11 protein-coding genes and 1 pseudogene are annotated in these 17273 nt (G+C 36.8%); 6 read left to right on the top strand and 6 right to left on the bottom strand.

Annotated elements, in window-relative coordinates:
• Positions 1-183: 183 nt before the first annotated feature.
• The 4 genes from PEDSA_RS03015 to PEDSA_RS03000 are packed head-to-tail and all read left to right on the top strand — an operon-like array spanning position 184 to position 8933.
• Entirely contained in the window at positions 184-4077 is a 3894-nt protein-coding gene (locus tag PEDSA_RS03015) for a PAS domain S-box protein (RefSeq protein WP_041537236.1), read from the top strand.
• Between the two features lie 4 nt (positions 4078-4081).
• Positions 4082-4444 (top strand): response regulator transcription factor, encoded by a 363-nt coding sequence (locus PEDSA_RS03010; RefSeq protein ID WP_013631678.1) that lies wholly within the window; start codon positions 4082-4084, stop codon positions 4442-4444.
• 2 nt (positions 4445-4446) lie between these two features.
• Positions 4447-5514, top strand: coding sequence for a hypothetical protein (locus PEDSA_RS03005; protein ID WP_013631677.1), 1068 nt, complete (start codon positions 4447-4449; stop codon positions 5512-5514).
• On the top strand, positions 5508-8933 hold the full coding sequence (locus tag PEDSA_RS03000) for a sulfatase-like hydrolase/transferase (protein ID WP_013631676.1): 3426 nt from the start codon (positions 5508-5510) through the stop codon (positions 8931-8933). Before PEDSA_RS03005 ends, PEDSA_RS03000 begins: the two co-directional genes overlap by 7 nt.
• On the opposite strand, the gene PEDSA_RS02995 is transcribed toward PEDSA_RS03000, so the two are convergent.
• Entirely contained in the window at positions 8930-10171 is a 1242-nt protein-coding gene (locus PEDSA_RS02995) for a YaiO family outer membrane beta-barrel protein (RefSeq protein ID WP_041536952.1), read from the bottom strand. The genes PEDSA_RS03000 and PEDSA_RS02995 overlap by 4 nt on opposite strands.
• Positions 10172-10609: 438 nt before the next feature.
• Here PEDSA_RS02995 and PEDSA_RS02990 point away from each other — a divergent pair, with 438 nt between their 5' ends.
• Complete coding sequence (locus PEDSA_RS02990; protein ID WP_013631674.1) at positions 10610-10825, top strand: hypervirulence associated TUDOR domain-containing protein; 216 nt, start codon at positions 10610-10612, stop codon at positions 10823-10825.
• A gap of 86 nt (positions 10826-10911) precedes the next feature.
• Here the strand turns inward: PEDSA_RS02990 and mgtA are convergent, their stop codons facing one another.
• The 5 genes and pseudogenes from mgtA to arr form a co-directional block, all read right to left on the bottom strand.
• A complete protein-coding gene (gene mgtA, locus PEDSA_RS02985; protein ID WP_013631673.1) occupies positions 10912-13467 on the bottom strand; it encodes a magnesium-translocating P-type ATPase in 2556 nt (851 codons plus the stop codon).
• A 176-nt stretch (positions 13468-13643) separates the two neighbouring features.
• A complete protein-coding gene (locus tag PEDSA_RS02980; protein WP_013631672.1) occupies positions 13644-13943 on the bottom strand; it encodes a GNAT family N-acetyltransferase in 300 nt (99 codons plus the stop codon).
• Positions 13944-14346: 403 nt separating this feature from the next.
• Positions 14347-14871: a hypothetical protein gene (locus tag PEDSA_RS02975; protein ID WP_013631671.1), complete on the bottom strand. Its 525-nt coding sequence runs from the start codon at positions 14869-14871 to the stop codon at positions 14347-14349.
• Between the two features lie 237 nt (positions 14872-15108).
• A complete protein-coding gene (locus tag PEDSA_RS02970; RefSeq protein WP_013631670.1) occupies positions 15109-15558 on the bottom strand; it encodes a VOC family protein in 450 nt (149 codons plus the stop codon).
• 4 nt (positions 15559-15562) lie between these two features.
• Positions 15563-16008, bottom strand: a pseudogene (arr, locus tag PEDSA_RS02965) (NAD(+)--rifampin ADP-ribosyltransferase).
• A gap of 820 nt (positions 16009-16828) precedes the next feature.
• Between arr and PEDSA_RS02955 the strand changes: the two are divergent.
• Entirely contained in the window at positions 16829-17269 is a 441-nt protein-coding gene (locus PEDSA_RS02955; protein WP_013631668.1) for a hypothetical protein, read from the top strand.
• The last annotated feature ends 4 nt before the right edge of the window (positions 17270-17273 follow it).

Raw genomic sequence — 17273 nt, 5'->3', positions numbered from 1 at the left:
CTTATAGAAGTGGTAGTCTAAAAAATCAGGTCCCCTCTTTTTTAATTAATTATAATTTTTCAGAATGGCTTGTAATTAAGCTAATACATATCACTTCACCCTTCATTTTCTACCTCTCAGTTCCTTTTGAGTAACTTTTTGTTAACTTTATTCGTAAAGAAAATGATCTACAGAAAACTGTACATGAAAAATAAGCTGATACCGGAAAATGAAATAGAGCGTCTTCAAAAATTAGAGTATTACGGCTTATCAAAAATGGGGAAAGATCCAGAATTGGATGTTTTAGCAGAAGCTGCCTGCCTTATAGCAGATTGCCCCTCCTCTTTGATAGCGATGATGGAAGAAGACGTACAGCGCATACAAAGCTGCATTGGCTTAGAATTAGAAACGGTAGAAAGAGAAAACACGCTCTGCCAATATGTAGTTTTCAATAGAGATATAGTTGTAATAGAAGATACATTTGAAGATCCTAGATCTTCAACAAATCCATTGATTCGCGAAGGAAATATTCGCTTTTACGCAGGTATACCTTTACTTGCTGACGGCTATGTTTTAGGAACCTTATGTATTATAGATTTTCATCCTAAAAAACTCTCTGCCAAACAGATTTCTTCATTAAGCCAATTAGGTAAGGCTATTACTAAAGTCTTATTGGGAAAAAAGCAAAAAGTGGAAGCCGAATACTTTTCGGAAATCGTACGCTTATCTAAAAATATGATCTGCGTATTAGACAGTCAGTTTTTATTAAAAGAAATAAATCCGGCCTTTTCCGAAGGATTGGGCATTTCCAGATCAGCGGCATTGGGAAAATCTTTGTTAGACATTTTGCAGGACAAAGATCATACACCGGAAGGTTTACTTAAAAAACTAATTGGCACCACTCAGGGAATACAGCTGGTTACTACCACACAAAAAGAAAACGGCAAAAAAACAACTATCGACTGGCACTTTAAATACGATAGTGCTAATGGCGAAATTTTCGCATTTGGCAGAAATACGACTAAAGAACTGGAAGAGAAATTAAAACTGGAAAACTCTGAACGTCGTTTCCGTAATTTTTTCGAGAATGCTATTGGCCTTATGAGCATGCATGATATGGATGGAAATATTATCGCCGTCAATGAAAAGGGCCGAGATATACTCCACTATACAGCTGAAGAGGTTAAAAAATTAAACCTGCGACAACTGGTTCCACCTCATCACATACCTTTGCTTGAATCTTATTTAGAGCGTATAGCGCGTAACAAGGAAGACTCAGATATGATGGTTCTGCAAACAAAAGACGGAACACCAATTTACTGGCTATACCATAATATGCTGGAAACCGATCTGGAGGGAAAACCTTATGTAGTTAGTACGGCATTAAATATGACCGACCGGATACAGTTAGAGCATGATTTACTACATACTAAACAAATCCTGGAACAAACCAATGCAGTTGCACAGGTTGGCGGCTGGGAAGTCGATTTAGAAAAAAACAAAGTTTATTGGTCCGACCCTACCAAGATTATCCATGGTGTGAAAAAAGATTTTGTTCCCGACCTTGATTCTGCTATTGGCTTCTTCGAGCCGGAAAGCAAAAAAAAAGTTAGAGAAATTTTCGAACAGGCAGTAGTAAAAGGGACTTCGTATGATATTGAATTGCGACTTCGCAAGCAAGACGGAGAATCAATTTGGGTTCGTGTAAAGGGAGTGCCTGAATTTGAAGAGGGGAAATGCAAACGGGTATTTGGCATCATTCAGGATATCAATCAAAGCAAAACGCTTTATTTAGAGCTCGAACGCAAAGAGGCTATGCTACAAGCCTTTGTCAATTATGTCCCTGCTTCCGTTGCTATGTTCGATAGGGATTTTAATTACGTGTTTGTGAGCAATCAATGGATAGAAGATTTCCATCAGGGTAAAGCCGACCTGTTAAACAGGAATTTTTTTGAACTTTTTCCGCATATCCCTCAAGAAAGAAAAAAAATATACAAAGAAGCCCTGGAAGGAAAACCTTACAAAAACACTAATGAAATTATTAGTGTTGGTGGAATTAGTGAGCCTCAACATTTTAACTGGGAAGTTAGACCATGGCATCTGCGCGACGGCGGTATTGGAGGAATTATTATTTTCACTCAAAATATTAGTGAATCGGTTAAAGTAAATGAAGAGCTAAAAAAAGCGAAGACATTTGCAGATTTAGCGAGTAAAGCAAAGTCAGAATTTCTGGCTAATATGAGCCATGAAATCAGAACACCTTTGAATGGTGTTATAGGTTTTTCAGATCTATTGCTAAAAACCCCGCTTAATGAAACTCAAAAACAATATCTGAATTACATCAACGAATCGGGGAACAGCCTGTTAAGTATTATCAACGACATTCTTGATTTTTCGAAGATAGAAGCTGGAAAACTCGAGTTATTTATAGATAAATTCAATATATATGACATTGCAAACCAGGTAATCAACATCGTTCTGTATCAGGCGCAGCGAAAAGATGTAGAACTGTTATTAAACATAGAACAGGGCCTACCTTCTTCAATTTGGGTTGATGAGTCACGCATTAAACAAGTGTTGATTAATCTATTGGGTAATGCAGTTAAATTTACAGAACATGGTGAAATCGAACTTAAAATCGAAAAACTAAGTTCTTATAACGACAAAATCACCTTGCGATTTTCTGTACGAGACACAGGGATTGGTATACCTAAAGACAAACAACAACGGATATTTGAAGCCTTTACACAAGAAGACAGCTCTGTAAGTAAACGATATGGTGGTACCGGTCTGGGGTTAACTATTTCTAATAATTTACTAAACTACATGAAGAGTAAGCTTCAGCTGAAAAGTGAGCCGGGTAAAGGTTCTATTTTCTATTTTGATCTGGAAGTTCTTTATGAAGAACAGGGAGAAATAGACGAAGAGCTGCCTATTAATAGAGTACTTATAGTTGATGATAATGCCAACAACCGGACTATCCTGAAGCATATGCTGGACTACAAACAAGTAGAATCAGTTTTAGCTGGAAATGGTATGGAAGCTCTTCAGCTCCTTATGAAAGGCGAACGTTTCGATGTTATATTGATGGATTACCATATGCCTATTCTTTCAGGTCTGGAAACTATTGATAAAATCAGGGAACTGTTTCATAAGCAAGAAAAAGACATTCCTTTAATTGTCTTACACACCTCCTCGGAAGAACATGATGTTATTTCATCTTTCAGACAGGAAGAGCGATCCTATTGCTTGTTAAAACCTATAAAATCGGAAGAACTTTATAAAGCACTGCGACGGGTTATTCAAAAAAGTAAAGCAGATATCGAAGATTCTTCTAAATCAGATCAATCTTTTGCATCAGCTATTTATGAACAGCATATCCAAATTTTGCTGGCTGACGACAATCCGGTAAATATGGCGCTTAACCTACGTATTATGGAATCTCTGATGCCAAACGCCCAGCTAACCGAGGTCTCTAATGGCACTGCAGCTATACAGGCTTGTACCCGGGAATCTTTCGATATTATCCTGATGGACGTACAAATGCCGGGAGTGGACGGTATAGAAGCGACAAAACAAATTAGGAAACTTGCAGGTTATCAGAACACTCCTATTATAGGTATTACAGCGGGAAATGTGCTGATTGAAAAAGAGAAATGTATAGAAGCCGGGATGTCAGAATTTCTGGCAAAACCAATACGCCAGCAAGACGTGTATAAGGTATTAAAAAGATTTGTTGAAGTAGAAAAAAACGAATCTTACAAAGACCGTTTAGATATGGATGCTTTGAAGGAACAAGTTGGAGATGACCCTGAGTTTATGACTTTCTTTTTAGGCCTGGTTATAAAAGAGCTGAACGCTGCTGCAGTAAATCTTACAGAAGTTAAAGGAAGCGAAGACATTTCTCGTTTAAAAGAAATTCTGCACAAATTAAGAGGAACCGCCTCTACAACCGGTTTAACCAGGTTAGCTAAACTTGCTTTTACTATGGAAGACGGTTTGATTACTGATCCCGCCATGCCGGAAAATTTAATAGAAATAGAACAGGAAATAGAAATTGGGCTACAACTTGCCGCTAAACTTTTAAATAAACAATAAAACCATGTTAATTTTAATAGCAGAAGACGACGAATTGATATTACACACCATTGAGCATAAATTGGTTAAGGAAGGACACGAAGTTATATTATCGCGTAATGGTAGAGAGGCAATAGAAAAGATAAAAAGCTTAGATATAGATCTTGTGATTACAGATATTATGATGCCCTTTGCATCCGGCACCGAAATTCTATCAACAATCCAGGACCTGGGCAAAAACATTCCGGTTATTGTACTTTCCAGCATGGGCCAGGAAGAAGTCGTTATTGACGCTTTTGATATGGGTGCTTCCGATTTCATGATCAAGCCCTTTAGCCCCAATGAACTCTTGTTAAGAATTAAAAAATTAGCAAATAAGCCAGCTTAAATATGCCGACACGCGTCACTATCCAGGAACTCGTCATCGCGATTATTGTCGTGTTAATCTTAGTATTGCTATTGACAATAATTGTATTAACATACAGCTTCTATCGGTATCGGGTTTTGCACAATAGAGAGTCCTGGAAAAAAATAATCGAATATAAAATCTCGGAAGTTATCGTAGATGGACAGGAAACCATTCATAACGATAAAGATTTTTTAGGCCACTTAAAGGATAGTTCATTCCGAAATCTTTTCCTTGCTGTATTGGTTGCCTCCAATCGTAAATTTTCCGGAGCAGCCCAAAGTGAATTAAAAAAACTCTTTTACGGCTTTCAGTTAGACAAAGATGCATGGAAAAAACTTCGTCGAAAAGAATCCTATCTTGTTGCTATCGGAATACAGGAATTGGCTTCAATGGGTGTCGAGTCGGCCATACCGCAAATTACATCCCTACTTGAAAGTCCGCGTCAACAAATTTATCAGGAAGCACAATATGCAATTGTAAGCTTTAAAGGTTTTGAAGGCTTGGACTTTCTTAATGATTTATTGTATCCCTTATCCGACTGGCAACAATTGCGTTTATTAAGTTCTCTGAAAGAAATTCCAGAAAACTCTTCTAAATCCATCTCAAACTGGTTAGGCAACCAAAATGAATCGGTGGTAATTTTTACACTTCGCCTGATTAAGAAATTCCAGCTTCTGTCCTTCTATTCACAGGTATGGAATATGCTGGACCGCGCTACCATCAATACGCAGATACACATCGTTCGAACCTTGAGAGTATTAGAAAATGCAAATACCATTCAACAACTTATTTCAGTCTTTTCAGAAAAGACTGAACAGGTGCAACTGGAAATATTAAAAGCACTAAAAATAGCGAAAAATAAAAAAAGCGGCCCCTTTCTGCAACAGCAGTTATGGGAACATCCCACAGTCTCTATTAAAATTGCAGCAGCAGAGGCACTCATTGCTTTAGAACAGCAGCAATACTTACAGCAGATTGCTAATGAAAATACCACGCCGGAACAGCTTATACAAATTATTAAACACGCCTTACAGGAAAAAATATGTTAGATTTTGCTCACCTAGTTTATGAGATCATAGTTTGGATATTTTTAATTTACTCAGGTGCAACTTTTATCATCTATTCCTGGGTAGGAATATCTGCATATATTGCTGTATCGGGATATAAACACAATAACTCATTCACCGATTACAGCATTATAGCAACAAATCCCAATGCGCCAACATTTAGTCTTATTGCGCCGGCATATAATGAGGGTATGACTATTGTTGAAAATGTGAGGTCTCTGCTTTCTCTTTATTACCACAATTTAGAAATTATCATTGTCAATGACGGCAGTCGTGATGATTCAATAGCAAAACTTATCGAAGCCTATAACCTGGAATCTACCTCTTTTTTTATCCAGGGTAATATCGAAACCAAAAACATAAAAGCGGTTTATAAAAGTAAAAATCCGGCATTTAAAAAGCTTATCGTTGTAGACAAGGAAAATGGAGGTAAAGCGGACGCCCTTAATGTCGGAATAAATATTTCATCAGGGGAATATATCGTTTGTATTGATGTAGACTGCATTTTGGAACAGGATGCCATACTAAAACTGGCCAAGCCTTTTTTAGAACAAACCGACAAACGTGTTATTGCCTGTGGAGGCGTTATCCGCCTGGCGAATAATTGCCAAGTGATAGACGGAAAAGTGGTCGATATCAATTTACCAAAATCGTTATTAGGACGCACTCAGGCTCTGGAATACATAAGAGCCTTTGTACTGGGAAGAATGGCCTGGTCCCGGGCATCGGGTTTGATTTTAATTTCCGGTGCATTTGGCGCGTTCGACAAACAAATTGTATTGGCTTGTGGAGGATATGATAGCAAGACTGTTGGCGAAGATATGGAGTTAGTAGTACGTATGCGCCGTTATATGGAAGACAATCAGGAACCTTACGACGTTGTGAATATTCCTGACCCCCTATGCTGGACGGAAGTACCCGAAACCAAAGAAATATTAAGCAAACAACGTAATCGCTGGATGCGCGGGACTATGGAAACCCTGTGGAAGCATCGTAAATTGATTTTCAATCCAAAATATCACCGTTTTGGAATGATTAGCATGCCATACTGGCTTTTCTTCGAATTTCTTGGGCCTCTTATAGAATTTACCGGTTATATTATATTCTTAATTTTCCTGATACTGGGGATTGTAAATTGGTCGTTTTTCTTTTCCTTATTTGCTTTAGTAATCGCTTCAGGCATTCTATATTCAATCTATGCTATATTAATTGACTTAGTAAGCCATCAGGTATATAGTAAAAGGCAGGATCTGTCAAAATTAATTACCACAGCTATTTTAGAACCCTTCTACTTCCACCCTATGGTTGTTAAAGCCGGGGTAAAAGGAGTTTGGGATTATTTTCAGAATAAACATGGCTGGGGAGAAATGACCCGACAAGGATTTCAAACAAAATCTGCTGACGAACCATTACTTAAACGTATCGGGCAGCAAGTCACAATATTATTAAATAGCTTTGCTACGTTTGCCATCACATTTTTATGTCTTTATACAATTTCCGTCGGCTTAGAATTATTTTGGTATGAATCCCGGTTTGAACAGCTTCCCTATTTGAAGGTTGCTGAACAACTTTTTTTCGACAATCTGAATTTTGCATTTAAATTATTAGCCGTAACGGGAATATTATTTCTCATTTTAGGTTTTATACGTTCTTCTCTGGCAAAACTGATGCTTATATTATCTTTCAGTTTTGTTATTATAGTTCAGTTCGTCTTATTCCTGTATTTTTCGGAATCACGTAATCTTCTGGGTGCTGACGTTTTTTATTATAATGCGAGCGAAATGAAACAGATTTTGGAAGCAAGTGGAATGTTGAGCTTAAAAAATATTGCATTTTTTATTATTCTCTTAGTCGCCTCTGTTATTCCTTTTTGGCTTGTAAGTAAAAAACCACTAAAAACTCCCTATACAGGTAGTATATTACTTCTTCTCGGAGTTGCTTCCTGTTTTTTCAGTATCCAAAATTTCAGCTCCTTTGTTAAAGGGAACAACGAATTTGTTTATAACGCAAGTACAAGCAAGTGGCGTTATTTCCTAAATTCGAATGTATCCGATTATTTAGAACGACATCCCGAGTTTTTAGCTGGTTGGAGAAAAGAAGGAAATGAAGCATTAACCGCTGAAAGCAATTTTCCTTTTCTCCGAAAGGAGGATACAGAAGATATTCTGGGTCCATACCTCAATAAAACTTCAATAGCACCTAATCTGGTGGTTATTATCGTAGAAGGCTTGGGACATGCTTATAGTTCGCCCGAGGGTTATGTAGGAAATTTCACGCCTTTTATCGACTCATTATCCAGGAAGTCCTTATTTTGGGAAAACAATTTCAGTTCTGCAGGTAGAACATTCGCAGTACTTCCTACCCTAACCGGGTCTTTACCTTTTGGACCCCATGGCTTTTTGGAGCAGGAGGCCTTGCCAAACCATTTCAATTTATACAATATACTACAGAAAAATGGCTTTAATACCGGCTTCTTCTATGGAGGTAATTCGGAATTCGATTTTATGAATAAATTTCTGCAATTCAGCAAAGTAGATACTATTGTAGATCAAGCAGCATTTGCGGCTCCGTATAAAAAACTGCCGGCAAACAATGGAAGCAGCTGGGGCTACGAAGATCAGGCGGTATTCAGCAAAATGCTGGAAACGCAAAAAATCCAGGACCACCCTTATTTTCATATATTACTTACATTATCAACACACAATCCCTTCTTAATCAATAATGCGTCTTATTACCAGGATATTTTCGATAAACGTATTAAGGATAAAACTCTGTCCGAATCAAACAAAAAATGGGCAGTAGAAAACCAAAAACAATTAGTTTCGGTATTAAATTTAGACGATGCTCTGTCTCAATTTTTTAAAGAATATCAAAAAAGATCGGATTTTGCAAACACCCTATTTGTTATTACCGGAGATCATGCGATGCCGGAGATACCAATTCAAACTAAAATCGACCGCTATCATGTACCATTGATTATTTACTCCCCATTATTAAAGACAAACCGCTCTTTCCGAAATGCAGTAAGCCATTTCGATATTGCTCCGTCTTTATTAGCATATTATCGGGAAAACTTTGGACTTCAGACGCCGAAACAGGTAACCTGGATTGGCCGGGGATTGAAAAAAGGAGTAACAACAGAAACCGGAATAGCTATGATGCAAGGTAAAAATCAGCTGATAGACTTCGTTTACAACAGCTACCATCTTTCTAACGGGAAACTTTATAAATTAGACGAGCATCTTAATGAAGACCCTATAGACGATAGCGCGATATATAAAACGATAAATACACGTTTCGAAAGCTTTAAACAGAAAAACAGGAAATTCTACATACAGAAAAAACTTGCTCCAGACAGCGTGTACACAAACTATTTCAATCAGGTTATTCCAGAGCGCTAAAACGTTTTGGAATAACCTAAAATAATATCTAACTGGTTTCCTCTTTCTTTGGGTCTGAACTCCTGATTATAGTAAGTAGACGATAAAGAAAACAGGTTAGTTTTATTTATCGAAAAATTATACTCGGCACCAACCTTAAAAGTTTTCAACTTATAGGGCGAATTATCTAATAAATTGCTGCGATTTTCCTCTGGACTTAATCCACTGCCTATCACAAAGCTTAAATAATCATTCGCTCCTTTTGTATAATATCTAACTGTAGCCGCATAAGACTGAGATATACTTTCCGAACCCGGTGTAAGATAAGTTCTCATGTTGAACCAGAAATCCTGATAATATTTACCTACAGAAGCCGTATACATCCATATACTATTACTAAAATAAAGCTGTCTATAGCCTACTTCTCCTTCAAAACTATGTGGAAGGTTTGCATATACAGAAACCCCGGTTCTATACTTTGGAAAAATCCCCACGTCATTAGAATAACCGGTTCCTACATATAAATAAAACATTTTAGAAAGCCTTGGATATGCTTCCAATTCAAATTGTAAACCGTTGCTTGCAAATTTATTGGCATAATTGGTTTTAAAAATAACAGAGCCAATAGAAGTCGCCCGTTTATAACTTGCGCTCACAATGTGCCAGTTATCATCAAATTGCTTATCGAAATGGACAAAATTATAGCTGACACCAATAGTATTCTTTGCAAGAAAATCCTGGATATTTTTGGCCAAAGCCCTCGCTTCGGTATGCTTTGGATTCAGTTTTAGTAAATTATCAATTGCTTTTTGTGCAGGCTCGTACTGATTGTTGCTATAATTTACCTTCGCTTTTAAGAACCATAAATCCTGCGAATCAGGATGAAACGACAGTCCTTTATCCAATAGCATATTTGCTTTTGTATATCCGTCATTCCAGTATTCCAAAGATGCGTAGGCCATAAAAAAATCCTCGTCCTGCACACCTCTTTTATCAAGCTTGTCAAATACATTTCTTGCAGAATCTATTTTGTCTGACCAGGTATATAAGCGGCCAAGAAAAATACTAATATCCGTGTATTCCGGAGCCTGCTGAAGCGCCTGTTTACTTAAATTGATTGCCTGCACATAATTTTTATATTCAAATGCCTGTTTGCGGGCGCGGGAAAAGAGTTCATCAGCGCTAACAGAAGCTTCCTGAGCGACAGAAAATAAAGGAAATAAAAACGTATAAAATACAAAATAAAAGATTTTTCTCATTGCAGATAGATAAAATTCTGTATGCCACTTGCGAGCTAATTTACAAAAGAAATTCATTTAAGCAATCTATGCTAAATTCCTCTTACAACATTCATACGATGAAAATAGATCTAAGGTTAAACTTTTAATTTGATTATTTAACATCTTACCAGCTATACTGGGCCTTTGGCTTTATTCTTACCTACCAAAAGAATTTAGCCAAGCCCTCCTTAAAATACCAGTAACATAACGGTATAGATTTTGTCGAATTTACATAAACACATTTCTATGAATTCGCTTTAAAGAATATTCTATTACAATATTGGCCATTCGATCTCCTAATTCATTGAAATGTTATTCATCTGTTAGGAGTCTGACGAGCATCGGTTTACCGCATTTGTAAAATGACTAAGAGTAAAGTATCCTATTCGGATAATGATAATTGAAAATAAACATTACATGACTAAAAGATTTAAAATTGGAGACAAAGTGAGCTGGAATTCAGAAGCAGGTCGGGTAATTGGAACCGTGATCAAAGTTCATATTAAGGATTTTGATTATAAAGGTTATACCCATCATGCTACAGCTGAAGAACCACAATATGAAATTAAAAGCAGTAAAACAGATCATATCGCTGCCCATAAAGGCTCTGCACTTACCAAAATAGATAAGTAAACCTTTGCGGTAAAGAAGGTGCTAATATTTATTTGATTCTATTATTATGGATTAGTGTGTTCTTTCAATATCTCACCTATAATTAATCAGTAACCTGTGGCCAGTTTCCTATAAAACCATCGTTTCATATAATCCGCTGTAAGAACATATGCAAGAATAATAACAAACATATAAACATAAAACTTCAACGGAAGGTTTACAAAGCCAAATAGATTACCTAATGCAGTTAATGGTAATATAAGTACAAACAGAATCACTAATACATTAGAAATAAGCAACGGCTTACCGGGTGTACTTTTGAAAAATGGCAGTCGGGTGCGCACAACAAGAACAATGAGAGCTGCCGACACAACCGATTCTAAAAACCAGCCTGTTTGAAACTGTTGTTCATTGGCTTTAAGCACTAAAATCAGTACTCCAAAAGTACAATAGTCAAAAACAGAACTCAACAGCCCAAACACAAGCATAAATTTCTTTATAAATCCAATATCTATCCGATGCGGCGTATTAATATATTCTTCGTCAACATTGTCTGTAGCAATAGTAGTTTCAGGAATATCCGTAAGCAGATTAGTCAATAGTATCTGCTTGGGCAGTAGTGGCAAAAATGGCAATAATAACGAAGCGCCTGCCATACTAAACATATTACCAAAATTGGCACTGGTAGCCATAAATATATATTTCATTGTATTGGCAAAGGTTCTCCGCCCTTCTTTAATACCATTAGCAAGCACCTCCAGATCCTGGTCCATCAGCACCAGATCTGCCGCCTCTTTAGCCACATCAACGGCGGTATCTACAGAAATTCCAACATCCGCGGCATGCAAAGCCGCAGCATCATTAATTCCATCTCCCATAAATCCTACCACTTGTTTAGACTTTTTCAAAGCAAGGATAATCTGCTCTTTCTGATTGGGTTCCACTTCTGCAAAAATATCTGCCTGGTGTACCTTAGCACTTAAGGCTTCTGTACTGATATTCCTTATTGCACCGCCTTTAACCACCACAGGGTTTTCGATTCCCACCTGTTTAGCCAAACTTTCTGCTACAAGCGCATTATCTCCTGTAATAATTTTCAGTTTTACACCCAATTTCTCCAGATTTCTTATCGCTGTAATAGCACTTTCTTTCGGAGGATCAAAAAATGTCAGAAAACCCAAAAACACCATATCGTTTTCCTGCTCCCGGGAAATTATTGGTGCATCTACCTGTTTCCAACAGATTCCCAGGGTTCGGTATCCCTCTTTACTATATCGTTCATATAAATCTACCAGACTTGTTTTTTTGCCTTCCGACAAAGGCAAAATCTTATCCTTATCTGCCTGCACTTGCGTACAGATATTCAATACCTCCTGGAATGCCCCTTTTGTAACCACGATGGATTTATCGTTAAGAGAAACCACAATACTCAGTCTCTTTCTTACAAAATCATACGGAATCTCATCCAGCGCCTTCGGTAAATCCGTTATATCTGCTTTAAAAGCCTCAATAATAGCTTCATCAATAGGATTTTTAAAGCCTTGTTGTAAAGAAGCATTGAAAAGCGCATAGCGATTCACCAGATCGCTTCCCTTATCCTCCATATCAAAAGTCTTATATAATCTCACCTTACCTTGTGTAATTGTGCCTGTTTTATCAGAACACAGAATATTCATACTCCCGAAGTTTTCAATAGCAGCCAAACGTTTAACAATTACTTGCTGTGCCGCCATTTTCTTGGCTCCCGATGAAAGATTAACAGTAATAATAACGGGTAATAACTGCGGAGTAAGCCCTACAGCCAAAGCCAGGGAAAATAAAAAGGAATCAAGAACGGGCTTATGCAGAAAGACATTTAAAGCAAAAATAACCAGAATAAGAACAAGAGTAATTTGCATAAGCATAAAACCAAATTTCTTTATCCCTTTTTCAAATTCAGTTTCGGGCGCATTTTGTCGCAGCCTGTCGGATATCTTACCAAATTCCGTAGCCATCCCTGTAGAAACAACAATCACTTTTGCCTTTCCACTAATAACATGTGATCCCATGAATAACATATTGGAGCGCTTTGCCACAGGTGCATCTTCTGCAAGTATACCCGCTTGTTTTTCAACCGGATAGCTCTCTCCGGTAAAAGCGGCTTCATCTACAAAAAGGTCCTGCGAACTCAATATCACACAATCTGCCGGAATAATATCCCCCGCAGAAAGAATTACAATATCTCCGGGAACAATCGCTTCAGTCCCCAGCGTTTCTTCCTTTCCCTCTCGTAATACTGCAACCGTAACCTGTACCAGTTTAAGTAATCTGGCAATAGCATTAGAAGCGCCATACTCCTGCCAAAACCCCAAACAACTGCTAATCATAACAATCAGAAGAATAATTATTGCATCAGTTCGATCTTGCAGAAGAAAAGAAAGTATTGCAGCCGCAATCAATATCAGCGTTATGGGACTTTTAAACTGACCAAGAAATAACAGGTAGGCGCTGGATACGTTTTTCCCTTTTAGACTATTTGGCCCGTATTGTACCAGTCTCTCTTTAGCAGAAGCTGCCGAAATACCCTGATTTCCTGAATCCAGCGTATTGAACAGATATTCCGATCCCTTTGTCCATGGATACTCCAACCGGATATTTGATTTAGAAACATCTCCTTTTGACATACGGATTTTGTTTATATAAAAATAAACGAAATTTCATGTCTTTTCAAAAGTTGATTTAACAGAAACATGAAGACTTAACACCTTCGCTTCCTCTCTGTTAATTCGCTTTATAATTTTCTATCGATTTTATAAAATAACAACTGCAACGCACATATATTTATCCTATTGATTTGGGCTTATGCTTCTTTGTTGTACCAAACGTCCTGATAGTCCTCTGGATGGCGTCTGAACTGCGCATGTACGTAAGGACACAGTGCAACAATCTTTAAATCGTTTTCACGGGCATAAGACACCAGTTTTCCCAAAAGTAATTTTGCGAAGCCCCGACCTTCATATTGCGAGTCTACTTCGGTATGGTATACTGTCAATCGCTGATTATATACGGATATTTCCATAAAGCCGACTTTCTTTCCGTCAGAGAATAATTCTACTTCTCCACGGTTTTTCTCGTTCAGTATTACATCTGTTGTTTCCATATTAAATAGTTTTTGATCAATTTACGACAATTTAGGCTATGTTTCTTTTATTTGCCTTCCCTTTGTTCTGTTCAGAAGTCTTTAGATTGTTATCCACTCATTTTCTGATTCCAATAACTGGAAAACTACTTTAAATAATGCTGGTCTTTTTTCGCTGTAACCTTAAAATCCGGATTACTCATCAAGTTACGACAGTCTCTGGTTTTGTGTTGATCTGGTTAAGAAAATAAGTAAGGGACTGCAGGTAGCTGTCCTGGCAAGAATTTTATCTATGAAACAGAGGTGATATAAAGAACATATCACCTCTGTTTCATTAATTATAAAAGTATAATACTACTATAAAAACCATTTATAGTATAAATAGACGATAAATCCATTCGATTTACCGATAATTTAATTGATGCTAGCAAAAAGATCTATTCATCAATTCCTGGCGTATGTATTTGGAAGTTTTTTCCAAATCGAAGAGTTCATATTCCCCTTTATTATATCCTTGCAATAAAAGCATATTATTATTAAGGAAAAATTTGAAGTTACTTCTCATACGCTTCTCCTGATTATAGTCAAGCTCAAGATTGAAATTTGCTATAATATCTCTCATGTCCACCTGATTCTTTTTCAAATTCTGAAGCTCTTCCAGAGAGGAAATGGGAGATTCATTATCATAAACGACATCTACGATAAGACGGCTATAAGTTTCGTTACTCGAAGTTATGTAGTTTTTCTTCCAGAAATTAAAACCTTTGTTTAACTCATCTATATTGTAGTCTGTTACAATCAGGTAGATTCCCTCTTTTGCGGTTATTCTACGTAATACAATAAAGTTCATATCCAATAAGTGTGTAATGGGCATAAATTTAGCAATAAAAGCGAATTTATTTTCTCTATCTGCACATGCTGTATCCCAGCCCCTATCAAATTGATTCACATTGTCTCTTTTTGAGTTAAATAGAATCAAGGATCAATAATACCAAAAAAATACGGATATCGGTATCACTCTCGTATTTTAAGATGTTATAAAATGATAATGATAAGTTTTACAATAAATTCGAAACTATAGAACTTCATCTTATATAGAGTTCATTATATATGCGGAACAGCCTCTCTTTCGCCTCAATACCGCATATTTACCGATGACAGTATTAGCGATTGGTTGTTTACGTTTTTAAGATTTAATTTCTTGACCTAACCCAACAAGCAGTCCTTCTTCACCACGAATATAACAGAGCTTATACGTATTCTCGTATTGAACAATTTCCCCAACAAGAACGTACCCTTTACTAATAAGTCTCTTTACAAGTTCTTCCAAATTATCAACCCTAAACATTACTCTGAGATAACCAAGAGAATTTACTGGAGCTTTTCTGTGGTCTGAAACTACTTTAGGTACAATAAATTGAGACAGCTCAAGCCGTGAATGGCCATCAGGAGTCTCCATCATTGCAATTTCTACGGTTTGGTTACCTAAACCTGTTACTCTCCCAGCCCATTCGCCTTCAACTATCATTCTGCCTTGAAGTGTAAGACCAATTTCTTCAAAAAAAGGGATTACCTTGTCAAGAGATTCTACAACGATACCAACGTTGTGCATCTCAATTAATTTACTTTTCGCCATTTCTTTAGTCATTTAATGATTCAATCCCTTGCTCGTTAAGTCTTTCAAGATGTTCTTTCATTGTCTTTACTTGTTCAGCCGAGTGCCCTTGCCAAGCGGTTACTTCGCCTACAACTCTAAAAGGTTTGGTTGAACGATAAGATTTAGTTGATTTCCTGGAAACTTCTTGTCTGTCAAATCGGGATCATCCTCAATTTGTCCTGTTGGTTCTACCAAATAAATTCTTTCTCGTCCGTTGCCAAAGGCCAGTTCTGCACCCCATATTGCGGCGTCCAATGTAGCAGATAAAAAAATGTATTTTGCGTTTTTTCTTTGTCCAAAGTTTGAGTTAAAACCAGGTTCAATCAAATCGCCAACTTTCAAGTCGGCTTTTGTTCCGTGAAAGTAAGTTTGGGCAAAGGGCGTCGCTGTCCGTCTGCTGTTATTCTGTCCGTTATTGTTTTGTTCCATTTTCAGTTTATAATTTGCCTTATAGTCTCTCCTATTTCGCGTAGCCGTTTTAAAATGGTTGCTACTAACTATTTATGAGAACCAAAGTTCTGCCGATTCAGCTCTATATGCGAATTTCGTATTTTGAAATTCAATCACAAATAACTTATTGGATTTTAGATTTCTAATCAGTAAAAATTCCCCCAACTCAAGCCTTAAAAACAATCCTGCATTTAAAACTAATTTGTCAGATTGTTTATGGTGCTTCTATTAAGTTTTGAAAGCTTTATTCGGTCGAACAACCTGCGGTCTCATGAACTTTCCTTCTCAAACAATAGCAACTATTAGCCAAGAATAGCACAGCCGAATAAACATGCTTTAATGACTGAGCGACTCCAATCATATTTTATCTGTATATTTACAGCAATGACGAAAATTGAAAACCATATCAAAAACTTTAGGCACATCTTATTGGTTTGGTTTATTTTATTTTCGTTAAGTCCTTGTATGGCTAAGGAATCATTGTTCCTTACGCTAAATACTGACTATACAAAACCACTCAATAAGTCAAGGACAACGGCTCAGAAAAGTGCTTGTTCGTACTTAAAAAAAGAAAATCAACAACTTTCGTCCGAAAAGAAATCGAAAGTAAATAAACAGATTGAAACTGTTAATTTTTTCGGCTATTATGCAGTAAATTCTGTTAAAATTCATAGTGATTATTCACATATATCTTCTGGCAACAGTCCCCCAAAATATATTTTATATAAACGTCTGAAAATTGATATAGCGTAATTCAATTACAGCTTACATTTTACACGTTTAATAAAATATCAATTTAATGAAATCATATATCATTTTATCAATTGCTCTACTACTATTGGGAGCAACGAACTCGAATGCGCAAAACTCTCCAAGCATTCAACAAATAGAAAACTCCCTGCGTAAAAACGGGAAGTATGCTATGCTGGTTATGAAAACACAGCATCTTATAGCAGGAATTAAAACAGGTAAGGTTTTAAAATCGAAAAGTAGAAAAATAGACTTTCAAATTTTAGTGTGCGGAGAATTGGTCAAAGAAATTTCGGTTAACAAAGATTTACAAAAACAAATTATCGATGCAGTAAACATAAATCAAATTAAGATTCTAGTTTGTGGTCTTTCAATTCAACAATTTGGTGTTGACGAATTATTACTCCCTAAAGAAATGCTTCGAACAGAAAATGGACTTATTTATATGTTCGGTTTGCAAGAGCAAGGTTTTAAAACTTTAATTCTTTAAATAT

This window comes from Pseudopedobacter saltans DSM 12145 (assembly GCF_000190735.1).
GTDB lineage: Bacteria > Bacteroidota > Bacteroidia > Sphingobacteriales > Sphingobacteriaceae > Pseudopedobacter > Pseudopedobacter saltans.
This window is presented reverse-complemented; position numbering and strand designations above follow the sequence as displayed.